The sequence below is a fragment of the Cellulomonas iranensis NBRC 101100 = JCM 18110 genome (assembly GCF_001552375.1).
Lineage (GTDB): Bacteria > Actinomycetota > Actinomycetes > Actinomycetales > Cellulomonadaceae > Cellulomonas > Cellulomonas iranensis.
On record NZ_BCRB01000008.1, the window covers coordinates 13,705 to 37,308 of the forward strand.

Here is a 23,604-nt window from a genome sequence, read left to right on the forward strand (position 1 = left end):
CCCCACCGTACCGACGCCGCGCGGCACCGGCGCGCCGCGTCCGCCGGCCGTGCGGCGCAGCGGGTCAGAGACGGCGCAGCAGCGTGAGGTGCATCGCGTCCGTGCCGTGCACGTGCGGCCACAGCTGCACGTCCCGCCGGCCCGCGACCGGCTCCCACGACGGCGCCACCCCCGCGACCACCGGCGTCGCGTCCAGCACCTCGACGGACGTGCCCGCGCGCTGCGCGGCCCGCACCGCGTCGTGCACCACCAGCTGCGTCTCCGCCAGGTGCGGCGAGCACGTCACGTACCCCACGACGCCCCCGGGCCGCACCGCCGCGAACGCCGACGCCAGCAGCTCGCGCTGCAACGCGCTCAACGTCGCGAGGTCGGCAGGCGTGCGGCGCCACCGCGACTCCGGCCGCCGCCGCAGCGCACCCAGCCCCGTGCACGGCGCGTCGAGCAGCACGCGGTCGTACGACCCCGGCTCGACCCGCCCCACCTCGCGACCGTCACCGGTCCGCACCTCCTCGACCGCCGACGCGGGGACGGCCCGCAGCGACTGCGACACGAGTCGCGCGCGGTGCGGCTGCACCTCGTTCGCCACCAGCCGCGCCCCCCGCCCCGCCGCCAGCGCACCCAGCAGGGCGGCCTTGCCCCCCGGGCCCGCGCACAGGTCGAGCCACCGCTCGTCCGGGCCGTCCAGCGGCGCCTCGACGAGCGCGAGCGTCACGAGCTGCGACCCCTCGTCCTGCACGCCCGCACGCCCCTCGCGCACCGCCGTCAGCGCACCGGGGTCCCCGCTGCGCAGCACCAACGCGGTCGGCACCAGCCCCGCCGGCGCCACCTCCGCCTGCTCGGCGACCTCCGTCTGCTCGGCGACCTCCGCCGGCTCGACGAGCCCCGGCCGCGCCACGAGCGTCACGCGCGGCGGCGCGTTGTCCGCCGCGAGCAGCGCGGGCAGCTCGTCCGCGGGCCGACCCGACCCCACGAGCGCCTCCCGCAGCGACCGCACGACCCACGCCGGGTGGCTCTCGACGGCCGCCAGCCGGGCGACCGCGTCCGACCCGTCGGGGTCGGCCGCGTCGCCGATCACCGCGAGCCACTCCTCGGGGGTCCGCTCGGACACCCGGCGCAGCACCGCGTTGACGAACTGCGCGGCACCGGCACCGACGCGCTCGCGGGCCAGCGCGACCGTCTCGGACACCGCCGCGTGCGACGGCACGCGCATGCCGAGCAGCTGGTGCGCGCCCAGGCGCAGCACGTCGAGCACGGGCCCGTCGACCTGCTCGAGGGGCCGCGACGACGCGTGCGCGAGCACCGCGTCGTACCGTCCCCGCAGCCGCAGCGTGCCGTACGCGAGCTCGGTCGCGAAGCCCGCGTCCCGCCCGGTGACGCCCCGCTCGCGCAGCAGCGGCGGCAGCACCAGGTTCGCGTACGCGTCGGACTCGGCGACGGCACGCAGCGCGTCGAAGGCGGCGCCCCGGGCCTGGTCCCCCGTGCGGGCGCGCTGCGACGGGGCCGCGGTCGTCCGGCCCGCGCGGCCCTCCGAGCGGGCCGCGCCGCGCTGCCGTCCCCGCGTGTCACGCCGCTGCTCCTGGCCGTCCCGCCGGCCGGCGCCACCCTGGCCGCGGCGCTCGCCGCTCCCCTGGCCGCGGCGCTCGCCGCTCCCCTGGCCGCGGCGCTCGCCGCCTCCCTGGCCGCGGCGCTCGCCGCCCTGGCGTCCGTCGGCGCTCACGCGTGCTCCCCCTGCTCCGGCGTGCCGGCGCCGAGGACCGTGCCGGGCGCGAGACGCGCGCCGCGCGCCCAGTCCGCCGCGGGCATCGGACGCTTGCCCGGTGCGGTCACGTCGCCGAGGCGCACCGCACCGCTGCCCGTCCCCACGAGGACCTCCCGCTTGTCCGCGCGGACCTCGCCCGGTCGCAGGTCGGTGACGTCGGGCACGACGCGCACGGGCCCGAGCCCCAGGCGCTGACCGTCGGGGAGGGTCGTCCAGGCGCCGGGCGCGGGCGTGCAGCCGCGGACGCGCCGGTCGACCACGTGCGCGGGGTGCGTCCAGCGCACGAGCGCGTCGTCGGGCGTGAGCTTCGGTGCGTGGCTGACGCCGTCGTGCGGCTGCGGCACGGCGTGCAGCGTGCCGTCCTCGAGCGCGTCGAGCGTGCGGACCAGCAGCTCGGCGCCCGCGACCGCGAGGCGCCCCAGCAGGTCCCCCGTCGTGTCGGTGGGCCTGATGGTCTCGGTGAGGGTGCCGAGCACGGGCCCGGTGTCGAGGCCCTCCTCGATCACGAAGGTCGACGCGCCGGTCACCTCGTCGCCCGCCATGAGAGCGCGCTGCACGGGGGCCGCACCGCGCCACGCGGGCAGCACCGAGAAGTGCAGGTTGACCCAGCCGTGCGTCGGCACGGCCAGCAGCTCGGCCGGGACGAGGACGCCGTACGCGACGACCGGCGCGGCGTCCACGCGCAGGTCGCGGATCTGCTGGACCACCTCGGGGTCGCGCAGCGTGCGCGGCGTCAGCACCGGCACGCCGCGGTCGCGCGCGAGCGCCGCGACCGGGGACGGCTGCAGCGTGCGGCCGCGTCCCACGCGCGCGTCCGGTCGGGTCAGCACGGCCACCACCTCGTGCCGGGAGCCCAGCAGGGCCTCGAGCGAGGGCACGGCGGCCGCGGGACTCCCCGCGAAGAGCAGACGCATGGACCCGATCCTAGGTCGCGCGCCGCGCCGGCCCGTGCGTCACAGCAGGTCGGCCGGGTCGACCTGGACGCGCACGGCGCCCCCCTCGCGGCGTGCGCTGCGGATCGCGACCGACGCCGCCACCGCGCGCGCGAGCTCGGCCCCGCGCGCGGGCGGCACCCGCAGCAGCGCACGCACCTCGGGCTCGAGCGCCGCACCCTGCTGCGGGTCCGCGGGCAGCGGCACGGGCCCCAGCACCTCCAGGGCGTCGACCGTCACGCGCGCGACGACCGCGGCGACCGCGTCGCGCGTGCCCGTGAGGGCCGCGACGCGCACCGCGGGCGGCAGCGCGAGCTCGGCGCGCTCGTCGAGCTCGCGCACCGCGAGACCGGCCGGGTCCCACCGGACGAGGGCCTGCGTCGGACGCGCGGCGCCGTCCCCCACGAGGAGCACCTGCCCGCCGTCGGTCGCGGAGCGCACGAGCGCCGCGGCGCCCAGCCAGCGGCGCAGCGCGTCGACCTCGGCGCCCAGGTGCTCGCCCGCGCTCGCGACGGCGGCGTCGAGCAGCACGGCCGCGGCGTACCCCGACGCGACGTGAGGCTCGGCCCCCGGCGTGGCGACGACCAGGGCCGGCCGGTCGGGCACCTCGGCCAGCACGCCTCCCGCGGCGCGCGCGCCGGAGACGCGCACGGTCGCCCCCGGGAACGCGCGGCCCAGCTCCTCGGCCGTCCGCTCGGACCCGACGCGCACCGAGCGCAGCGCCGCGGCACCGCACTCGTCGCAGCGCCAGCCCGTCGCGAGGCGCCCGCACCACCCGCACGAGGGCGGGCCGTCCGCGGACGTCAGCCCCAGCGGCCCGTGGCACGTCGTGCAGCGCGCGGGCGTGCGGCACCGGCCGCACGCGACGACCGGCACGTAGCCGGCGCGCGGCACCTGCACGAGGACGGGCCCCACGGCCAGCGCGTCGCGCATGGCACGCCACGTCGGTGCGGGGAGCCGTGCGGCCGCGGCCGGACCCTCGCGGGCGAGCTCGACGCTCGTGAGCGCCCGCACGCGTGCGGTCCTCGCGCGCACCGTCGCCCGCTCGGCGGCGACCTCGTGCGCCCAGCCGGTGGCCACCAGGTGCTGCGCCTCGACCGTGCGCGCGTGGCCGCCCACGAGCAGCGCGGCGCCCTCGAGCTCGGACCGCAGCGCGAGGACCTCGCGCACGTGCGGGTACGGCGCACGGGGCTCGGCGTGCTGCAGGTCGCCGTCGTCCCAGCAGACGGCCAGGCCGAGGTCGGCGACCGGGGCGAACGCCGACGCGCGCGTGCCCACGACGACGCGTGCGCTCCCCCGCAGCGTCGCGAGGAAGGCGCGGTACCGCGCCGCGGGGCCGTCGTCGGCGACGAGTCGCGCGACCGGGCCGCCCTGCGCGACGTCGACGAGCCCGACCTCGGCGAGGGCGGCGCACACGCGGTCGACGTCCCGCGCGTCCGGCACGACGACGAGCGCACCACGACCGCCGAGCACGCACGTCGCGACGGCCTGCGCGACGGCGGCCGCCCAGCGGTGCGGACCCGGTCCGGGCAGCGCCGTCCAGACGGCGCGTGGTGCGCCGCCGGACAGCACGTGCCGCAGGAACGCGGGCCCGCCGCGGTACGCGTCCCACGCGACCGCCGCGGGTGCGGGCCCGGGCGTCGTGGCGCCCGCCGGGGGCGCAGCACCGTCCTCCCCCTCGACGCGCGCGTGCCGGGGCGGCACGGCGAGGCGCAGCACGTCGGCGAGCGTGCCGGCCCACCGGTCGGCGACGGCGCGGGCGAGCCGCGCGACCTGCGGCGCGACGACGGCCTCCGCCGAGACGACCCGCCGCAGCGGCAGCAGGCGTCCCTCGTGCTCGGCCCGCTCCACGCGCTCCAGCAGCCAGCCGTCGACGTCCTGGCCGGCGAACCGCACCTTCACGCGCACGCCCGGCCGGGCGGCGGCGTCGAGGGTGGCGGGGACGACGTACTCGAAGGGCCTGTCCAGGTGCGGGGGCGCGAGGTCGACGCACACCCGCGCGACGGGCAGGTGCTCGGCGGGCCCCGCCGCCGCGGCGCTGCGACGCCGCCGGGGCGCCGGCGGCTCGAGCCCCGCGAGGGCGGGCTGCTCGGGCGCGGGGTCGGTCACGGTGCTCATCCCACCACGTCGCCCCGACGTCCCCGGCGCGGGTCGCGGCGGGGACGTCGGGGGGTCGGTCCGGTGCGGTGCGTCAGCCGACGGCGGCGATGAGCTCGGCGGTGCGGTCCGTGCGCTCCCACGTGAACTCCGGCAGGTCGCGGCCGAAGTGCCCGTAGGCCGCCGTGCGGCGGTACACGGGGCGCAGCAGCTCCAGGTCACGCACGATCGCGGCGGGACGCAGGTCGAACACCTGGCGGATCGCGGCGGTGAGCCGCTCGTCGGAGACCTGCGAGGTGCCGAAGGTCTCGACGTACAGGCCGACGGGGTGCGCCTTGCCGATCGCGTAGGCGACCTGCACCTCGCAGCGCCGCGCGAGGCCCGCCGCGACGACGTTCTTCGCCACCCAGCGCAGCGCGTACGCGGCCGAGCGGTCGACCTTCGACGGGTCCTTGCCGGAGAACGCGCCGCCGCCGTGGCGGGCCATGCCGCCGTACGTGTCGACGATGATCTTGCGGCCCGTGAGCCCGGCGTCGCCCTGCGGGCCGCCGATCACGAACTGCCCGGTCGGGTTGACCAGCAGGCGGTACGAGGACGTGTCGATGTCGACGTCGGCGAGCACGGGCGCGACGACGTGCTCCGCGATCTGGGCGACGAGGTGGTCGTTGAGGACGTCGGGCTCGTGCTGCGTCGAGAGCACCACGGTGTCGAGGGTGACCGGGCGGTCGCCGTCGTAGCCGACGGTCACCTGGGTCTTGCCGTCGGGGCGCAGACCCGCGACGAGGCCCTCCTTGCGGACGAGCGTGAGGCGCTCGGCGAGGCGGTGCGCGAGCCAGATCGGCAGCGGCAGCAGCGAGGGGGTCTCGTCGCTCGCGTAGCCGAACATCAGGCCCTGGTCGCCCGCGCCCTGCAGGTCGAGCGGGTCGAGGTCGGCGCCGTCCTGCCGGACCTCGAGCGCCTTGTCGACGCCCGCGGCGATGTCCGGGGACTGCTGCCCGATCGAGACGGACACGCCGCACGAGTCGCCGTCGAACCCGATGAGGGACGACGTGTAGCCGATGCCGCGGACGACCTCGCGGACGAGCTGCGGGATCTCGACGTACGCGCTCGTCGTCACCTCGCCGGCGACGTGGACGAGGCCCGTGGTGACCATGGTCTCGACGGCCACGCGGGCCGTGGGGTCCTGCTCGAGGATGGCGTCGAGGATCGCGTCGGAGATCTGGTCGCAGATCTTGTCGGGGTGTCCCTCGGTCACCGACTCGGACGTGAAGAGGCGCAGGGACGTCGAGGTCATGGCGGCAGCGTAACGCCGTCGCGGCGTCTCAGAGGTGACGTCTCGTCAGCACCGCGTCCCACACGACGTGCGCCACCTCGTCCTTCGTCCCCGCGGCGGTCGCGACCACGTCGCCCGCGCGGTCGAGGACGGTGACGTCGTTGGTCGTCGTGCCGAAGCCACGGCCGCCCCCGACGGGGTTCACGACGAGCAGGTCGGCGCCCTTGCGGACGGCCTTGGCGCGCGCGTGCTCGAGGACGGAGCCCTCGGCGTCGCCGGTCTCGGCGGCGAAGCCGACCACCGTCTGCCCCGCTCGGGGCGGGTCGGTCACGAGCTCGCGCAGGATGTCGGTGGTCTCCACGAGTGCGACCACGGGCGCGTCGCCGGTCTTCTTCAGCTTGGCGTCGGCGACGCTCGCGGGCCGGTAGTCGGCGACGGCCGCGGCCATGACGACGACGTCGGCCTCGGCGGCGGCCGCTCGCACCGCCGCCCGCAGCTCGTCGCCGGTCTCGACGGGCACGACCGTCACGCCGGCACCGACGCGTGCGAGGACGTCGTGCGTGACGTTCGCCGCGACGAGCGTCACGCGCGCGCCGCGCTCGGCGGCGGCACGCGCCAGCGCGACGCCCTGCCGACCCGACGACCGGTTCCCGAGGAACCGGACCGGGTCGAGGGGTTCTCGGGTCCCGCCGGCCGACACGACCACGTGCGTCCCCGCGAGGTCCGCGGCCCGTGCGGGAGCCACGAGCCCCGTCGCGGCCGCGGCGATCTCCTCGGGTTCGGGGAGACGCCCTGGTCCGGTGTCGGCACCCGTGAGGCGCCCCGACGCGGGGTCGAGCACGTGCACGCCGCGTGAGCGGAGGGTGGCGACGTTCGCGACGGTCGCCGGGTGCTCCCACATCTCGGTGTGCATCGCGGGGGCGAGCAGCACGGGGCAGCGCGCGACGAGCAGCGTCGCGGTGAGCAGGTCGTCGGCGCGGCCCGCGGCGGCGCGCGCGAGCAGGTCGGCCGTCGCGGGGGCGACGACCACCAGGTCGGCGGTCTTGCCGATCGCGACGTGCGCGACCTGGTCGACGTCCTCGAAGACGTCGGTCGTCACCGGCTCGCCCGACAGGGCCTCCCAGGTGGCGCGACCGACGAACTCGAGCGAGGCGCGCGTCGGGACCACGCGCACGGCGTGACCCTGCTCCCGCAGCAGCCGCAGCAGCAGGACCGCCTTGTAGGCGGCGATCCCGCCCGCGACACCGAGGACGACGCGCATGACGGGAGGTCAGGCCTCCGGCGTCGGCTCGGACGTGAGGAGGCCCTCGTCGATCTCGCGCATCGCGATCGACAGCGGCTTCTCCTGCGGGCGGGTCTCGACGAGCGGCCCGACGTACTCGAGGAGGCCCTCGTTGAGCTGCGCGTAGTACGCGTTGATCTGGCGCGCGCGCTTGGCCGAGAACAGCACGAGCGCGTACTTGGAGTCCGCGCGCTCGAGCAGGCGGTCGATCGGCGGGTCGGTGATGCCCGTGGGGGCGGCAACGGTTCCGGACACGGAGGACTCCCGTTTCGTCGGAGGGCTGGTCGGCGTGCGTCCGCCGGCGGGTGCCGGTGACGGCACGGGCGGCGGGAGGCGCAGCGCACCATGCTACCCGGTCGCGGCGGCGGACCCCGGGACGCGGAGGCGAGGGCCGGTCGTCAGGCCTCGATGCCCATGAGACGGACGATCTCGTCGGTCGCCCGGTGCACGTCGTCGTTGACGACGACGTGGTCGAACTCCGACTCGGCGGCGAGCTCCACGCGGGCCGAGGCGAGGCGACGCTCGCGCTCCTCCTCGTCCTCGGTGCCTCGACCGACGAGCCGCCGCACGAGCTCGTCCCACGACGGCGGGGCGAGGAACACGAACCGCGCGTCCGGCATGGACTCGCGCACCTGCCGTGCGCCTTGCAGGTCGATCTCGAGCAGCGCGGGCTCGCCCGCGGCGAGCCGCTCCTCGACCGGGCCGCGGGGCGTGCCGTAGCGGTTGCGCCCGTGCACGACCGCCCACTCGAGGAGCTCGCCGCGCGCGGCCATCTCGTCGAACCGCTCGGGCGACACGAAGTGGTAGTGCAGCCCGTCCACCTCGCCCGGGCGCGGGGCACGCGTCGTCATGGAGACCGAGAGCCAGACCTGGGGGTACCGGGCGCGGATGTCGGCCGACACCGTGCCCTTGCCCACGGCGGTCGGTCCGGCCAGCACGGTCAGCCGTGCCTGCTGCGTCGTCATGCGTGCCCTGCTCCAGGTCGTGTCACGAGGTGCCCGGACGGTCCGGACACGGCGGCGCCCCGCCCGGGTCCGGGCGGGGCGCCGTGGGTGTCGCCGCGGCGCTCAGCCGAAACGGTCGACGAGGGCCTTCACCTGGTGCGGGCCGAGGCCACGCACGCGGCGGGTCTCCGAGATGCCGATCTCGGACATGATCGCTCGGGCCTTGACCTTCCCCACGCCGGGGAGGGACTCCAGCAGCGCGGCGACCTTGAGCTTGCCGATCGTCTCGTCCTGCTGGCCCTGCTCGATCACCTCGGACAGGGAGCCCTGCGAGTACTTGAGGCGGTTCTTCACCTCGGCACGGGCCTGCCGCGCCGCGGCAGCCTTCTCGAGCGCGGCGGCTCGTTGTTCGGGAGTCAGCGGAGGAAGAGCCACGCGCGTCACCTTCTCGTCACTGGGCCGGAGATCCTCGTCGGAATGCGCGGGATCTGAGGACGAAACTAGCGACGGTCCGACCGCTCGGCAACGCGGGAGCGCCGCGTGTCGCCCTGCGACCTGCGCCGACGCACCGGATCACACCTCGTCGGGCGCTCGGCGGGGTCGGTCGTCGCCCGCCGACCGACCCCGCCCGAGGCCCCGGACGTGCGCGACGGTGCAGGTCGCGAGGCGCGGGTCGTCGCCGACGAGCGCGGCCAGGACCTCGGTGAACGCCTTGCGCAGCCCGCGCGCGGTGATGGGCATGCCGACGGCCGCGACGGCACCCGTGCGCGGGTGCACCGAGGGGTGCGCGCGGACCCAGAGCTGCGGCGGCGGACTGCCCTCGAGCGTGGCGACCAGCGCTGCTCGGACGGGCAGCCACTGCTCGACCGCGTGCCGGGTCGGCTCGGACAGATCGTGGGGCACGTCGACGAGGCGCAGGGTCGTCGCGTCCGCCGCGAGGTCGGCGACGCACGCGCGCGCCAGGTCACGCTCGGACGCGCCGGTGTCCGCCAGCACGCGGACGTGGGCGCGGAACCGGACCCACACCTCCCACGAGACGCCGTGGGGCCGCCGGCCGCCCACCCGGGCGAGCAGCAGGCGCGCGGGCGCGTGGTCGCGCACGACGGGCGGGGTGGCGGGACGGCGCAGCGCGGCTAGCGCCCGGTCGGCGGCGTCCGCGTCGAGCATCGCGTGCTCGACCGCGTGCCGGAGGAGCCCGCGTGCGGCAGTGGCGCGCTGCCGCACGGACGCCGCCGACGGCTCACGGCCCGAGCCCGTCGGGGACGTCGACCACAGGGCGAGCCGGTCGTCCTGGGCGACCTGCCCGAGGGGCTCCTCCCCCAGCTGCGCGACCAGGTCGGTGAGCGCCCAGCGCTGGGCGCGTGCGGTCGACGCCGGGCGCTGCTCGAGCTGGACGAGGTACCGCGCCGCGGCCTGCCCCACCGTCGTCCGTCCGCGCACGTCCGCACCTTAGCGGCGGGTCCGCACCGGGTTCGCCTTCGGGGCGGGCCGCCGTGAGGCGGCGCTTGTTCGTCCCCGTGGCGGTGGTAGACCGTTAGGTTCCGTTATCGTGACGTACCGACGCAGTGCTGAGCGGTGGTCGCGCGCCCTCGTACGACAGGCGCGCGACCCTGCGTCAGCGCAGCGCAGCGGCCGCCTGGGACGAGGCCTCGAGGGCCGCGGTGCGCAGCGCTCCGACCTCCGGGCCCGCGGCCAGCACTCCCCTGCTCGAGGACGCGAGCACCTGACGGCGGGCGTCACCGAACACCGCGGCGAGCTCGGCGGCCCCCGCGCCCTGCGCACCGACGCCCGGTGCGAGCAGCGGGCCCGCGACCGCCGCGAGGTCGACCCCTGCGTCGCGCACGGCCGTACCGACCGTCGCGCCGACCACGAGCCCGATCGACCCGAGGCTCGCCGCACCCGTGTTCAGGGCGGCCGCGCGCGCGGCGACCTGTGCCGCGACGGTGACGCCCTGGGCCGTGCGCGCGTGCTGCACGTCCGGACCCTCGGGGTTCGACGTCAGGCAGAGCACGAACAGGCCTCGCCCGGTCGCCAGCGCGAGGTCCACCGCCGGGTCGAGCGACCCGAACCCGAGGTACGGCGACACCGTGAGCGCGTCCCCCGCGAGCGGCGAGCCGTCCCGCAGGAACGCGTCCGCGTACGCGCCCATCGTCGAGCCGATGTCGCCGCGCTTGGCGTCGACCACGACGAGCGTGCCGGTCTCCCGGCCCGCCGCCACGACCTCCTCCAGCACGGCCACGCCCGCGGACCCGTGCCGCTCGAAGAACGCGGCCTGCGGCTTGACGGCCGCGACCCGCCCGGCGACGGCGTCCATGACGCGGTGCGCGAACTCGCGCAGACCCGCGGCGTCGTCCGGGAGCCCCCACGCGTCGAGCAGCGACGCGTGGGGGTCGATCCCGACGCACAGGGGCCCGTGCACGTCCATCGCCGCGGCCAGCCGCTCGCCGAACGGGCGCACGCGTGCGGGCGCCGTCACGCGGGCACCGTCGCGCGCCGCTGCGCCGCCGCCGCGTCGTGCTCCTGCAGGCTCGTGACCGCGAACGGTCCGGACCGCCGCGCCTCGATGGCCTGCACGGCCGCACCCAGCTGCTGCACGGTCGTGACGATCGCCTTGTCCGCGGCGGTCGTGGCCGCGCGGATCTCGTACCCGTCGGCGCGCGCGCCCTGCCCGGACGGCGTGTTGACGACCATCTCGACCTCGCCCGCGGTGATGAGGTCGACGATCGTCGGCTCCCCCGCCGGCCCGCGGCCGGCGGAGTGCTTGCGGACCACGCGCGACGGGATGCCGCTGCGGCGCAGGACGGCCGACGTGCCCTCGGTCGCGAGGATCTCGAACCCGAGCTCGACCAGACGCTTCACGGGGAAGACGATGGACCGCTTGTCCCGGTCCGCGACCGAGATGAAGACCCGGCCGGAGTCCGGCAGCCCGCCGAACGAGGCCGCCTGCGACTTCGCGAAGGCGGTCGGGAAGTCGACGTCGAAGCCCATGACCTCGCCCGTCGAGCGCATCTCCGGCCCGAGCACGGTGTCGACGACCTGACCGTCCGCGGTGCGGAACCGCTTGAACGGGAGCACGGCCTCCTTGACCGCGATCGGCGCGTCGAGGTCGAGCGTGCTCGCGTCGGCCCGCGGCAGGACGCCCTCGTCGCGCAGCTGCGCGATCGTGCGGCCTGCCATCACGAGCGCCGCGGCCTTGGCGAGCGACACACCCGTCGCCTTCGACACGAACGGCGCCGTGCGCGACGCGCGCGGGTTCGCCTCGAGGACGTAGAGCACGTCGGACACGAGCGCGAACTGGATGTTCAGCAGCCCGCGGACGCCGACGCCGCGCGCGATCGCCTCGGTCGACGTGCGGATCCGCTCGAGCTCGGCGACCGACAGCGTCACGGGCGGCAGCACGCACGCCGAGTCGCCCGAGTGGATGCCCGCCTCCTCGATGTGCTCCATGACCCCGCCGAGGAAGAGCTCGGTGCCGTCGTAGAGCGCGTCGACGTCGATCTCGATCGCGTCGTCGAGGAAGCGGTCGATGAGCAGCGGCGGCAGCGACGCGCGGTGCCCGCCGACCTGCTCGGCGAGCGCGCGCTCGACGTACTCCGTGAGCTGCGCCTCGTCGTACACGATCTCCATGCCGCGGCCGCCGAGCACGTACGACGGGCGCACCAGCACCGGGAACCCGATGCGACGCGCGGTCTCCCGCGCGCCCTCGAGCGTCGTCGCGGTGCCGAACGCGGGCGCGGGCAGACCGGCCGCCTCGAGCACGGCGCCGAACTCGCCGCGGTCCTCGGCCGCGTCGATCGCCTCCGGCGGCGTGCCCAGGATCGGCAGGCCCGCGTCGGACAGCCGCTGCGCGAGCGACAGGGGCGTCTGCCCGCCGAGCGTCACGATGAGTCCCGCCACCGGGCCCGCCGCGAGCTCGGCCTCGTAGACCTCGAGCACGTCCTCGAACGTCAGCGGCTCGAAGTACAGCCGGTCGGACGTGTCGTAGTCGGTCGACACGGTCTCGGGGTTGCAGTTGACCATGACGGTCTCGTACTCGCCCTTGAGCGCGAGCGCCGCGTGGACGCACGAGTAGTCGAACTCGATGCCCTGCCCGATGCGGTTCGGCCCCGAGCCGAGGATGAGGATCGCGGGACGCTCGCGCGGCGCGACCTCGGTCTCCTCGTCGTACGACGAGTAGTGGTACGGCGTGCGTGCCGCGAACTCGGCGGCGCACGTGTCGACCGTCTTGTAGACGGGCCGCACGCCCAGCGCCCAGCGGGTGCGCCGCACGGCGTCCTCGCTGGTCTGCCGCAGCGACGCGACCTGCGTGTCCGACAGGCCGTGGCGCTTGGCGCGCGCGAGCACGTCGCGCGTGAGCGCGGGCGCGTCGGCGGTCTCCTGCGCGACCTCGTTGATCAGCTGCACCTGGTCGAGGAACCACGGGTCGATGCCCGTGCGCGCGTACACGTCGTCGACGGGGACGCCCGCGCGCAGCACCTGCTGCACGTCGACCAGCCGGTGCTCGGTGGGTCGCGAGATCGACGCGACGAGCCGCTCGAGCTCCTCCCCCGTGGCCGCCTCGCCGTCCCAGTGGAACGTCGAGCCCTTCTTGTCGATCGAGCGCATGGCCTTGCCGAGCGCCTCGGTGAAGTTGCGGCCCATGGCCATGGCCTCGCCGACCGACTTCATGGTCGTCGTCAGCGTGTCGTCGGCGGCGGGGAACTTCTCGAACGCGAACCGCGGGACCTTGACGACGACGTAGTCGAGCGTCGGCTCGAACGACGCGGGCGTCGACCCGGTGATGTCGTTGGGGATCTCGTCGAGCGTGTAGCCCACCGCGAGCTTCGCGGCGATCTTCGCGATCGGGAAGCCCGTGGCCTTCGACGCCAGGGCCGACGAGCGCGACACGCGCGGGTTCATCTCGATGACGATCACGCGCCCGGTGTCGGGGTGCACCGCGAACTGGATGTTGCAGCCGCCCGTGTCGACGCCGACCTCGCGGATCACGGCGATGCCGATGTCCCGCAGCCGCTGGTACTCGCGGTCCGTCAGCGTCAGCGCGGGTGCGACCGTCACGGAGTCGCCGGTGTGCACGCCGACCGGGTCGACGTTCTCGATCGAGCACACGACCACGACGTTGTCGTGCTTGTCGCGCATGAGCTCGAGCTCGTACTCCTTCCAGCCGAGGATCGACTCCTCCAGGAGCACCTCGGTGGTCGGCGAGTAGTGCAGGCCCTGCCCGACGATGCGCCGCAGGTCGTCCTCGTCGTACGCGATGCCCGAGCCCAGGCCGCCCATCGTGAACGAGGGCCGCACGACCATCGGGTAGCCGAGGTCCTCGGCCGCGCCGAGCGCCTCGTCGATCGTGTGGATGATCGCCGAGCGCGCCGACTCCCCGCCGCAGACCTCGACGACCTGCTTGAACTGCTCGCGGTCCTCGCCCTTCTGGATGGCGGGGATGTTCGCGCCGATCAGCTCGACGTCGTACTGCTCGAGCACGCCGGCCTCGTCGAGCGCGATCGCCGCGTTGAGCGCGGTCTGGCCGCCCAGCGTCGGCAGGATCGCGTCGGGGCGCTCCTTGGCGATGATCGAGGTGAGCACCTCGGTCGTGATCGGCTCGACGTACGTGGCGTCGGCGAACTCCGGGTCGGTCATGATCGTGGCCGGGTTGGAGTTCACGAGGACGACCCGCAGGCCCTCCTCCTTGAGCACGCGGCACGCCTGCGTGCCGGAGTAGTCGAACTCGCAGGCCTGGCCGATGACGATCGGGCCGGAGCCGATGACGAGGACGGACTGCAGGTCGTCGCGGCGGGGCATCAGGCGGCGCCCTTCTGGTTCGTCGCGTCGCCGCCGGTCGTGCCGGCGCCGTCGCGGTGGGAGGTCATGAGGTCGAGGAAGCGGTCGAACAGGTAGGCCGCGTCGTGCGGGCCGGCCGCCGCCTCGGGGTGGTACTGCACCGAGAACGCCGGCAGGTCGAGCGCCTCGAGGCCCTCGACGACGTCGTCGTTGAGGTCGACGTGCGACACGCGGACGCGGCCGTAGCGGCCGCCGTCGAAGGGCGCGACCGTCTCGGCGTCCAGCGGCGCGTCGACGGCGAAGCCGTGGTTGTGGGCCGTGATCTCGACCTTGCCGGTCGTGCGGTCCATGACCGGCTGGTTCACGCCGCGGTGGCCGTACTGCAGCTTGTAGGTGCCGAAGCCCAGGGCACGGCCGAACAGCTGGTTGCCGTAGCAGATCCCGAAGAACGGGATCCGGCGGTCGAGCACGCCGCGCAGCACGTCGATCTCGTGGCGCGCCGCGGCGGGGTCGCCCGGGCCGTTGGAGAAGAACACGCCGTCGGGCTGCACCGCGAGGACGTCCGCGATCGTCGACGTCGCGGGCAGCACGTGCACCTCGACGCCGCGCTCGGCCATGCGCTGCGGGGTCATGGCCTTGATGCCCAGGTCGACCGCCGCGACGCGTGCGCGCGGCTCGTCGAGCGGCGCGCCGTCGGGGCCCAGGGCCGGCACGACGTACGCGGCGTCGACGCTGACCTCGCCGGCCAGGTCGGCGCCCGTCATCGCGGGGGCCGTCAGCACCTCGTCGACCAGCTCGTCGACCGGGCGCCGCTCGCCCTCGGGACGCACGAGCGCGTCGCCCGAGAAGATGCCGGCGCGCATGACGCCCCGCTCGCGCAGGTGCCGCGTGAGGGCGCGGGTGTCCACGTCGCTGATGCCGACGACGCCCTGCGCCGCGAGCTCCTCGTCCAGCGAGCGGCGCGAGCGCCAGCTCGACGGACGGCGGGCGGGGTCCCGCACGACGTACCCGGCGACCCAGATGCGCCGCGACTCGGGGTCCTCGTCGTTGACGCCCGTGTTGCCGATGTGCGGCGCGGTCATGACGACGACCTGCCGGTGGTACGACGGGTCGGTCAGGGTCTCCTGGTAGCCCGTCATGCCGGTGTTGAAGACGATCTCGCCGAGCGTCCGCCCGGTCGCGCCGTACGCGCGTCCGGTGAACGTGCGGCCGTCCTCGAGGACGAGGATCGCGTCGCTCATGCCTGCTCCTCTCGCGCCGGGGGCGCGGCGTCGGTGTCGGTGGGGGCCGCGACGAGCGCGCGGGCGGCGTCGAGCAGCGTGCCGCGCTCGGCGTCGTGGCGCACGTGCAGCGCGGTGTCGAGGGCGGTGCCGGTGGTGGGGTCGGGCACCCAGGTGAGGACCACGAGGCCGTCCCGGCCGACGAACTTGCCGGCCTGGCCGCTCGTGGTGCCCACGGCGGTCAGCGCGGCGGCGGGCACCCACAGGTCGCGCGCACCGGTGCGGGTGACGGCCACGCCGTCGGCGTGCACGCGCACGCGGGCCGGGCTGCGGACCCCCAGGTCGTGGGCCACGACCCGGTCGAGCCAGTCGCCCGCGCGCGTCGAGGACACGTACACGGCCTCGATCGCGTCGGTGACGGGCGCGCCGGGCGCGTCCGGGAGCACCGGCAGCGACGGCACGAGCGCGGCGGTGCGACGCTCGCGCGAGCGCCAGCCGTGCCGCATGCCCCACAGCCCGAGCACCGCGAGCGCGGCCAGCAGCGTGACGGAGAGCCAGACGGGCATCAGGCGGGCACCCCCGGCTCGACGAGCGCGCCGTCGAGCACGGTCGCACGGCCGCGCAGGAACGTGGCGACCACGCGCCCGGGCAGCTCGGTACCGGCGAAGGGCGAGTTGACGCTCGCGGTGGCCTGCTGCTCGGGGACGACGACGCGCCGGGCGGTGGGGTCGACGAGCGTGAGGTTGGCGGGCTCCCCCACGGCGATCGGGCGGCCCTGGCCGTCGAGGCGTCCGATCCGCGCGGGCGCGGCGGACATCACGCGGGCGACGTCGGCCCAGGTGAACCGGCCGGTGTCGACCATGACCTGCTGCACCACGGAGAGCGCGGTCTCGAGGCCGGTCATGCCGAACGCGGCGGCCGCCCACTCGCAGTCCTTGTCCTCGCGGGCGTGGGGCGCGTGGTCGGTGCCGACGGTGTCGATCGTGCCGTCGGCGAGGCCCGCGCGGACGGCTTCGACGTCCTGCGCCGTGCGCAGCGGCGGGTTGACCTTGTAGCGCGGGTCGTAGCCGCGCACGAGCTCGTCGGTGAGGACGAGGTGGTGGGGCGTGACCTCGGCGGTGACGTCGATGCCGCGGGCCTTGGCCCACCGGACGATCTCGACGGACCCGGCGGTGGACAGGTGCAGCACGTGCAGGCGCGAGCCGACGTGCTCGGCGAGCAGGACGTCGCGCGCGACGATCGCCTCCTCGGCGACCGCGGGCCAGCCGGTGAGCCCGAGCTCGGCGGAGACGACGCCCTCGTGCATCTGGGCGCCCGCGGTGAGGCGCGGCTCCTGGGCGTGCTGCGCGACGACGCCGTCGAAGGCCTTGACGTACTCGAGCGCGCGGCGCATGACGACGGGGTCGTGCACGCACTTGCCGTCGTCGGAGAACACGCGGACGCGCGCGGCGGAGCGGGCCATGGCCTGCAGCTCGGCGAGCCGCTCGCCCTCGAGGCCGACCGTGACGGCGCCGACGGGGTGGACGTCGGCGTGGCCGGCGTCGCGCCCCAGGCGCCAGACCTGCTCGACGACGCCCGCGGTGTCCTGCGTGGGGGTCGTGTTGGCCATGGCGTGCACGGCGGTGAAGCCGCCGAGCGCGGCGGCGCGCGTGCCGGACGCGACGGTCTCGGCGTCCTCGCGTCCGGGCTCGCGCAGGTGGGTGTGCAGGTCGACGAGGCCGGGCAGCAGCACGAGCCCGTCGGCGTCGACGACGCGGGCGTCGCGCGCGGCGTCGTGCGTGCGGGCGTCGGCGCCGAGCGCGGCGACGACGCCGTCGGCGAGCAGCACGTCGGTCGGGTCGCCGCCCAGCGGGCGGGCGCCGGTGAGCAGGATGGCGGTCACGCGGGCACCTTCGTCTCGTCGGTCGTGCGGGTCGTGCGCGTGCCGTCGCCGGCGAGCAGCAGGTAGAGGACGGCCATGCGGACCGCGACCCCGTTGGCGACCTGCTCGACGATGACGGCGCGCGGCGAGTCGGCCGCGTCGGCGCTGATCTCGAGGCCGCGGTTCATGGGGCCGGGGTGCAGCACGACCGCGTGGTCGGGCAGGGCCGCCAGGCGGCGGGCGTCGAGTCCGTAGCCGCGCGTGTACTCCAGCGGGCTGGGGAAGAACCCGCCGCCCGCGCTGGACATCCGCTCGCGCTGCACGCGGAGCATCATCACCGCGTCGGGCCGGGTCGCGAGCGCGTCGTCCAGGTCGTAGGACACCGTGGCGGGCCACGTGTGCACGCCCACGGGCAGCAGCGTGGGCGGGGCGACGAGCGTGACGCGCGCGCCGAGCGTGCGCAGCAGCTGCACGTTGGACCGTGCGACACGGCTGTGCAGCACGTCGCCGACGATCGCGACGTGCAGGCCCGCGAGGTCGCGGCCGGTGGTGTCGGTGGTGCCGCGGTCGCCGACGAGGTGCCGGCGCAGCGTGTAGGCGTCGAGCAGCGCCTGCGTGGGGTGCTGGTGCATGCCGTCGCCCGCGTTGACGACCGCGCCGCTGGTCCACCCGGCGTGCGCGAGCGTGTGCGGCGCGCCGGAGGCCTGGTGGCGGATCACGACGGCGTCGGCGCCCATGGCCTGCAGCGTGAGGGCCGTGTCCTTGAGGGACTCGCCCTTGGAGACGCTCGAGCCCTTGGCGGAGAAGTTGATGACGTCGGCCGACAGGCGCTTGGCGGCGGTCTCGAAGGAGATGCGCGTGCGCGTCGAGTCCTCGAAGAAGAGGTTGACGACGGTGCGGCCGCGCAGCGTGGGGAGCTTCTTGATCTCGCGTGCCTGGGTCGCGGCCATCTGCGCGGCGGTGTCGAGCACGTGGACGGCCTGCGCGGGGCTGAGGTCGGCGGCGGACAGCAGGTGCTTCATCGCGTGCCGCCCTCGATGACGACGCGGTCCTCGCCGTCGGTCTCGGCCAGGAGCACGTGCACGCGCTCGGCGGTCGCGGTGGGCAGGTTCTTGCCGACGTAGTCGGCGCGGATCGGCAGCTCGCGGTGCCCGCGGTCGACCAGGACGGCGAGCTGCACGGCGCGCGGCCGTCCGAGGTCGCTGATGGCGTCGAGCGCGGCGCGGATCGTGCGCCCCGAGTACAGGACGTCGTCCACGAGCACGACGACCTTGCCGTCGACGCCGTCGCCCGGCACGTACGTCTCGCCGATGGTGCGCGTGGGGTGGTGCGCGAGGTCGTCGCGGTGCATCGTCACGTCGAGGCTGCCGACGAGGTCGTGCTCGGCGACGTCCTCGACCTGGGCGAGGCGTTGCGCGAGGCGGCGTGCGAGCGGGAGGCCGCGCGTGGGGATGCCGAGCAGGACGACGTCGGCGACGCCCTTGTTCCGCTCGACGACCTCGTGCGCGATGCGCGTCAGTGCGCGTCCCACGTCGTCGGCCCCGAGGACCGTCGTGCCGGTGCCCCCGGCGGGGGTGCTCCCGGGTGCGGGCGCAGGTGTGCCAGTGCTCATGCGTGCGACTCCTTCCCCGCCTCACGGGACGGGCTTAAAGGGAGGTTGCTCGACGGGTCACATTACCTGCGGATCCCGCGGGTGCGCGGTCGTGTCCACGTGACGCGCGGCACGGCCGGTCCGGCAGCGCGCGCCGCGGTCGTCCCCGACGGAGCGGGGGCGTCACCCGGATGCCTCTCATGGGCCCCGCGACGTGCGCCGATACAGCAGGCATGCTCGGCGACGTCCCCCTGTGGGCCACCGTCCTGCAGTTCCTGGCCGCCGGCCTCGTCGGCGGCTTCTGCGTGCTGCAGTGGGTCTGGTGGCGCGGTGCGCTGCGCTCGGAGGGCTCGACGTGGTCGCTCGCGCTGTCGGTCACGATGGGTGCGCTGCTGCTCGTGGGCGGGCTGCACGGCGTGACGGAGAGCCCACCCGTGCGGGCCGTGCTCGAGTTCGGGCACGCGCAGCTGCTGGGCGTGCTGGCGCTCGTGGCGCTGCCGGCCACGCGCGCGTTCGGCGGTCGCGGGCCGCGCGTGCGCCCGTGGGCCGTCGCCGTCGGCGTGGTGCTCGCGCTGCGCGCGGCGCTGTGGTTCTGGCCGGCCGAGCAGGTCCCGGGCGTGCCCGGTGGTCGCGCGGCCGCGGTCGCGCTGCTGTTCGTCATGCTCGCGGTCGTCGTCGGCTACGTCGTCGCGGCCCTGGGCCGGGCCCGCCTCACGCGCCCGGGCTGGACGGTCGCGGCGGCGGGCTCGACCTCGCTGGTCATGCTCGGCGGCGGCGTGCTCCTCGCGGGCCGTCCGCTCGGTGCGCTGCTCACGGCGCTGTGGCCGCTGCCGTTCGCGCTCGGCCTCGAGTCCCTCGCGTTCGTGCGCCTGCGGCGCGCGCAGAGCACCGCACGTCGCCGCGAGCTCATGCGCGACGCCCTCGCGGCCGTCACCAACACCGCGTGGTTCCACCGCGACGCGGACGCGGTGCTGCTGCAGGCCCGCGACGCGGCGCGCCGCGTGCTCGGCGACCCGAGCGTCGAGGCGTCGCTGCGGCCCCTGCAGCGCGACCGCTTCGTCGCCGACCTGTTCCCCGCCGAGCCCGGACGGCTCGAGCCGCACGACCGCACGTTCCTCGTCGACCTCGCCCTGGTCGTCTCGACCGCCGCCGAGCGGTACGCGCTGGCCGACCGGCTGGCGCGCGCCGCCGTCACCGACCCCCTCACGCGCCTGCCGAACCGCCGCGCGGCCGACGTGCACCTGCTCGAGGTGCTCGAGCGGGGCGCGGTGGAGCGCACGCGCGTCGCGGTGCTCTACTGCGACATCGACGGCTTCAAGGACGTCAACGACCGCGAGGGCCACGCGGCGGGCGACGAGCTGCTGCGCCGCACCGCCGACCTGCTGCGCGGCTGGGTCGACGACGACACGTACGCCGCCCGGCTCGCGGGCGACGAGTTCGCCGTCGTCGTGGCCCGCGCGCCCGACGACGAGGCCCTGGGCGACCTCGCGCGCCGCCTGCGGGCCGAGTTCGCCGCGCACGTCGGGAGCACGGGACCGCGCCTCACGTGCGGGGTCGCCGCGTGGGACCCGACCGACGTGGTCGACGCCGACGCGCTGCTGCGGCACGCCGACGCCGCGATGCTCGAGGCCAAGCGCACATCCACGGGCCACCGCGTGTTCGACCCCGCCATGCGGGCGCGCGCCGAGGACCAGCGCCGCATCCGCAGCGCGCTCGAGCGCGCGGTCGCCGAGGACCGGATCACCGCGTACTTCCAGCCCATCGTCGACACCCGCACGCTCGAGGTCGTCGGGCTCGAGGCGCTGGCGCGCTGGCAGGAGGGCGACGCGGTCGTGCTCCCCGAGCACTGGATCACGCTGGCCGAGCAGACGGGGCTCATCGTGCCGATCGGCCGGTCGATGGTCCGGCAGTCGCGGCGTGCGCTCGACCGGCACCAGATGCCCGTGGCCGTCAACCTGTCCGCGCGCGAGCTGCACGAGCCGGACGTGCTCGAGCACCTCGACGCGGCGTGGTCGGGCGGGCCGTGGGAGCACCTGACCGTCGAGATCACCGAGAGCACGATGCTGCGCACGTCCGCCGCCGTGCCCGTGCTGTCCGAGCTGCGGGCGCGCGGCGCGCGCATCGCGCTCGACGACTTCGGGACGGGCTACAGCTCGCTCGCGCGGCTCGCGCGGCTGCCCGTCGACGTGCTCAAGATCGACCGGTCGTTCGTGCGCGAGCTGCGCACGCCGCGCGGCGTGGGCGCCGTGCGCGCGATCGTCGCGCTCGCCGAGCACCACGGCCTCGACGTCGTCGCCGAAGGCGTCGAGTCGGCGGGCGACCTGCAGGTGCTGGTCGACCTCGGGGTGCCGCGCGCGCAGGGCAACTTCGTCGGCCGCCCGGCCGCGGGGCTGCCCGTGCGGGGCGCGCGCCCGCAGCCGCGCTCCGTCGAGCCGGCGCGCACGACCGGCGAGCAGCGTCGGCTCGACGCCCGCCGGGTCCGCACGGTCCCGCGCCCGCTGCGCGTCGTGCACGGCGGCGGGGACGACGCGGCGCCCGAGCACCTGTGAGGTGCCCGGGCGCCGGGGTCGTGCAGAGGTGGTGCCGCGCGTCAGGCCAGCAGCGTGGGCTTCAGCACGACGATGCGGCCGAGGAGCCCGTTGACGAACGCGGGCGACTCGTCGGTCGACAGCTCACGGGCGAGCGACACGGCCTCGTCGACGGCCACCGCGTCGGGCACGTCGTCGTTCCAGAGGATCTCCCACGTGCCGAGGCGCAGCAGCGCACGATCGACCGCGGGCATGCGCGCGACCGTCCAGCCGTGCGCGTGCGTCGCGAGCAGCTCGTCGATGCGCTCGGCGTGCGCGAGCACGCCTTCGACCAGCTCGACCGAGTACTGCGGCAGCGACGCCTCGGTGCCCGGCTCGACGACGCGCTTCGCCAGCAGGTCGGCGACGGGGACGCCGCGCTGCTCCGCCTCGAACAGCACGTCGAGCGCGCGCTTGCGCGCCTTGGTCCGGGCGCCCACGTCAGTCGTTCACGCGGCCGAGGTACGACCCGTCACGCGTGTCGACCTTGACCTTGGTGTTCGACTCGAGGAACAGCGGCACCTGGATCTCGTAGCCGGTCTCGAGCGTCGCCGGCTTGGTGCCGGCCGACGAGCGGTCGCCCTGCAGGCCCGGCTCGGTGTACGTGACCTCGAGCACGACCGACGGAGGCAGCTCGACGTACAGCGGCACGCCGTCGTTGGTCGCGACCAGCGCGGTCTGCGACTCGAGCATGAAGTTCGCGGCGTCGCCGACGGTCGCGGCCGGCACGTTGATCTGGTCGTAGGTGTCCGTGTCCATGAACACGAAGTCCTCGCCGTCCTTGTACAGGTACTGCATGTCGCGCTTGTCGACGTTGGCCGTCTCGACCTTCACGCCCGCGTTGAACGTCTTGTCGACGACCTTGCCGGACAGGACGTTCTTGAGCTTGGTGCGCACGAACGCGCCGCCCTTGCCGGGCTTGACGTGCTGGAACTCGACGACGGTCCAGAGCTGGCCGTCGATGCGCAGCACGATGCCGTTCTTGAGGTCGTTGGTGGTCGCCACGAGCGTCGTTCTCCCGATCGGTGGTGGTGCGCGCCGTGCGGCGCGTGCGGGCGGCGGGCGCCGGTCCTCCGGCATGCCCGACCCGGCGCTGCCGCCGACCGGTGCGGTCGTCCGGCCCCAGGCCGTCGTCCATCCTAGCGCCCGCTCCCCCGGGCGCCCGCACCGACCTGCCCGGAACTGCACGGACCCGCGCGGGCCGGCGCGCGCGGCCCGCGCGGGCGCGTCAGCCGACCAGCCGCTGCGCGAGCGTCCCGACCGCGGCCGACCACAGCAGCGACGCGAGCGTCCCGATCACGAAGCGCTCGGACGCGCCGGGGTTCTCGCGCAGCTCGGGGTAGCGCCCCAGGCCCTTGACGGCGACGACGACGGCCACGCCCTCGGGCACGCCCGCGAGCAGGCTCGCCGTGACGGCGAGGCGCTCGAGCACGCCGATCCACGTGCCGCCCCGCAGCACGGTCTGCGCGCCCTCGCCGTCGGGGCCGTCGCTCACGCGCAGCGGCTGCAGCACGACGGGACCGCTGCGACGCGCCCGTCCCGCGTCGCGCGAGCGCGACGCGAGCCGCAGCACGAGGCGCGTGACGAGCCAGCCGCCCGCGGAGGACACGAGCAGGGCGCCGGCCCAGATGCCGGCCACGAGGGCGGGGTGCACGCGTCAGACCTTGGCGTCGCCGGCGGCCCGCGTCAACAGGTGGGCGACCGCGGGTCGCGCGGCGACCTCCTCGGCCCACATCGCGGTGCGCAGGCGCTTGCTCACGGCCTGCTGCGTGACGCCGAGGGCCTGCGCCACGGCATCCTGGCCCGCCTCGCCCGCCGCGCGCAGCGCGTCGACGGCGTCCCACCCCGCGGGGGTGCGGCGCGCGGCCACCGAGCCGAGCAGCACGAGCACGGCGTCCGCGTCCTCGGCCACCTCGGGCACCGCGCCCCGCACGGCGACCGGCACCGGCCGCTGGCGGCTCTTCGCGCTCTCGACCGCGTCGCGCGCGAGCACGAACGCGTCGCCCGCTCCGGCGCGCGGCGAGGCGGGCAGCGGCTCGACGACGGGCCCGGCGCCGACGCCCACCGTCCACTCGCCGTCCCGCAGCACCCGCAGCGCGACGTCGACGACGACGCCCGGGTCGTCGAGGACGCCCTGCACCTCGTCGCCGACCGTGCGCTCGAACCCGCGCACCGTCGGCACGTCCGCGAGCGCGGCGAGGAGCTCGGGGACGCGGTCGGTGCCGCGTCGGCTCCCTCGCTGGTCGATCGTCATGACGAACATGGCACAACCCTGCCAGGTTGTTCTCAGCACCACAACCTCA

The 23,604-nt window shown here is 75.9% G+C and carries 21 protein-coding genes; 1 reads left to right on the forward strand and 20 read right to left on the reverse strand.

What is annotated here, in order from left to right; all coding sequences use genetic code 11:
- Positions 1–64: 64 nt before the first annotated feature.
- From CS2_RS02490 to pyrR, 16 genes are all read right to left on the reverse strand, one after another.
- On the reverse strand, positions 65–1,717 hold the full coding sequence (locus CS2_RS02490) for an RsmB/NOP family class I SAM-dependent RNA methyltransferase (protein WP_070318753.1): 1,653 nt from the start codon (positions 1,715–1,717) through the stop codon (positions 65–67).
- Positions 1,714–2,673, reverse strand: coding sequence for a methionyl-tRNA formyltransferase (gene fmt / locus CS2_RS02495; RefSeq protein ID WP_070318754.1), 960 nt, complete (start codon positions 2,671–2,673; stop codon positions 1,714–1,716). The genes CS2_RS02490 and fmt overlap by 4 nt, the downstream gene beginning before the upstream one ends.
- Positions 2,674–2,712: 39 nt before the next feature.
- Positions 2,713–4,809, reverse strand: a complete 2,097-nt coding sequence (locus CS2_RS02500; RefSeq protein WP_070318755.1) for a primosomal protein N' — start codon at positions 4,807–4,809, stop codon at positions 2,713–2,715.
- A 73-nt stretch (positions 4,810–4,882) separates the two neighbouring features.
- Positions 4,883–6,082, reverse strand: a complete 1,200-nt coding sequence (gene metK / locus CS2_RS02505) for a methionine adenosyltransferase (protein ID WP_046528383.1) — start codon at positions 6,080–6,082, stop codon at positions 4,883–4,885.
- A 28-nt stretch (positions 6,083–6,110) separates the two neighbouring features.
- Complete coding sequence (gene coaBC, locus CS2_RS02510; RefSeq protein WP_070318756.1) at positions 6,111–7,322, reverse strand: bifunctional phosphopantothenoylcysteine decarboxylase/phosphopantothenate--cysteine ligase CoaBC; 1,212 nt, start codon at positions 7,320–7,322, stop codon at positions 6,111–6,113.
- 9 nt (positions 7,323–7,331) lie between these two features.
- Positions 7,332–7,598: a DNA-directed RNA polymerase subunit omega gene (rpoZ, locus tag CS2_RS02515; RefSeq protein WP_046528381.1), complete on the reverse strand. Its 267-nt coding sequence runs from the start codon at positions 7,596–7,598 to the stop codon at positions 7,332–7,334.
- A 143-nt stretch (positions 7,599–7,741) separates the two neighbouring features.
- Complete coding sequence (gmk, locus tag CS2_RS02520) at positions 7,742–8,308, reverse strand: guanylate kinase (RefSeq protein ID WP_046528380.1); 567 nt, start codon at positions 8,306–8,308, stop codon at positions 7,742–7,744.
- A gap of 102 nt (positions 8,309–8,410) precedes the next feature.
- Positions 8,411–8,722: an integration host factor, actinobacterial type gene (mihF, locus tag CS2_RS02525; RefSeq protein ID WP_013117080.1), complete on the reverse strand. Its 312-nt coding sequence runs from the start codon at positions 8,720–8,722 to the stop codon at positions 8,411–8,413.
- 138 nt (positions 8,723–8,860) lie between these two features.
- A complete protein-coding gene (locus tag CS2_RS02530; protein ID WP_070318757.1) occupies positions 8,861–9,727 on the reverse strand; it encodes a hypothetical protein in 867 nt (288 codons plus the stop codon).
- Between the two features lie 175 nt (positions 9,728–9,902).
- Positions 9,903–10,763, reverse strand: a complete 861-nt coding sequence (gene pyrF / locus CS2_RS02535; protein WP_070318758.1) for an orotidine-5'-phosphate decarboxylase — start codon at positions 10,761–10,763, stop codon at positions 9,903–9,905.
- Positions 10,760–14,083 carry a carbamoyl-phosphate synthase large subunit gene (gene carB, locus CS2_RS02540; protein WP_070318759.1) on the reverse strand — a complete coding sequence of 1,108 codons (3,324 nt, stop codon included), beginning with the start codon at positions 14,081–14,083 and terminating at the stop codon, positions 10,760–10,762. Before carB ends, pyrF begins: the two co-directional genes overlap by 4 nt.
- Complete coding sequence (gene carA, locus CS2_RS02545; RefSeq protein ID WP_046528375.1) at positions 14,083–15,303, reverse strand: glutamine-hydrolyzing carbamoyl-phosphate synthase small subunit; 1,221 nt, start codon at positions 15,301–15,303, stop codon at positions 14,083–14,085. The genes carB and carA overlap by 1 nt, the downstream gene beginning before the upstream one ends.
- Complete coding sequence (locus CS2_RS02550) at positions 15,300–15,848, reverse strand: PH-like domain-containing protein (protein ID WP_070318760.1); 549 nt, start codon at positions 15,846–15,848, stop codon at positions 15,300–15,302. The genes carA and CS2_RS02550 overlap by 4 nt, the downstream gene beginning before the upstream one ends.
- A complete protein-coding gene (locus CS2_RS02555; RefSeq protein WP_070318761.1) occupies positions 15,848–17,164 on the reverse strand; it encodes a dihydroorotase in 1,317 nt (438 codons plus the stop codon). Before CS2_RS02555 ends, CS2_RS02550 begins: the two co-directional genes overlap by 1 nt.
- On the reverse strand, positions 17,161–18,165 hold the full coding sequence (locus tag CS2_RS02560; RefSeq protein ID WP_070318762.1) for an aspartate carbamoyltransferase catalytic subunit: 1,005 nt from the start codon (positions 18,163–18,165) through the stop codon (positions 17,161–17,163). The genes CS2_RS02555 and CS2_RS02560 overlap by 4 nt, the downstream gene beginning before the upstream one ends.
- On the reverse strand, positions 18,162–18,755 hold the full coding sequence (gene pyrR, locus CS2_RS02565) for a bifunctional pyr operon transcriptional regulator/uracil phosphoribosyltransferase PyrR (protein WP_070318763.1): 594 nt from the start codon (positions 18,753–18,755) through the stop codon (positions 18,162–18,164). Before pyrR ends, CS2_RS02560 begins: the two co-directional genes overlap by 4 nt.
- A gap of 212 nt (positions 18,756–18,967) precedes the next feature.
- On the opposite strand from pyrR, the gene CS2_RS02570 reads away from it, so the two are divergent.
- Positions 18,968–21,283, forward strand: coding sequence for a putative bifunctional diguanylate cyclase/phosphodiesterase (locus CS2_RS02570; RefSeq protein WP_233421041.1), 2,316 nt, complete (start codon positions 18,968–18,970; stop codon positions 21,281–21,283).
- A gap of 41 nt (positions 21,284–21,324) precedes the next feature.
- Here the strand turns inward: CS2_RS02570 and nusB are convergent, their stop codons facing one another.
- From nusB to CS2_RS02590, 4 genes are all read right to left on the reverse strand, one after another.
- The gene (gene nusB / locus CS2_RS02575; RefSeq protein WP_046528369.1) at positions 21,325–21,741 is read right to left on the reverse strand and encodes a transcription antitermination factor NusB; all 417 of its coding nucleotides are present in this window, start codon (positions 21,739–21,741) and stop codon (positions 21,325–21,327) included.
- 1 nt (position 21,742) lies between these two features.
- Positions 21,743–22,306, reverse strand: a complete 564-nt coding sequence (gene efp / locus CS2_RS02580; RefSeq protein WP_062103540.1) for an elongation factor P — start codon at positions 22,304–22,306, stop codon at positions 21,743–21,745.
- 223 nt (positions 22,307–22,529) lie between these two features.
- Positions 22,530–22,955, reverse strand: coding sequence for a hypothetical protein (locus CS2_RS02585; RefSeq protein ID WP_070318765.1), 426 nt, complete (start codon positions 22,953–22,955; stop codon positions 22,530–22,532).
- Between the two features lie 3 nt (positions 22,956–22,958).
- Positions 22,959–23,564, reverse strand: coding sequence for a hypothetical protein (locus CS2_RS02590; RefSeq protein WP_070318766.1), 606 nt, complete (start codon positions 23,562–23,564; stop codon positions 22,959–22,961).
- Positions 23,565–23,604: the final 40 nt, after the last annotated feature.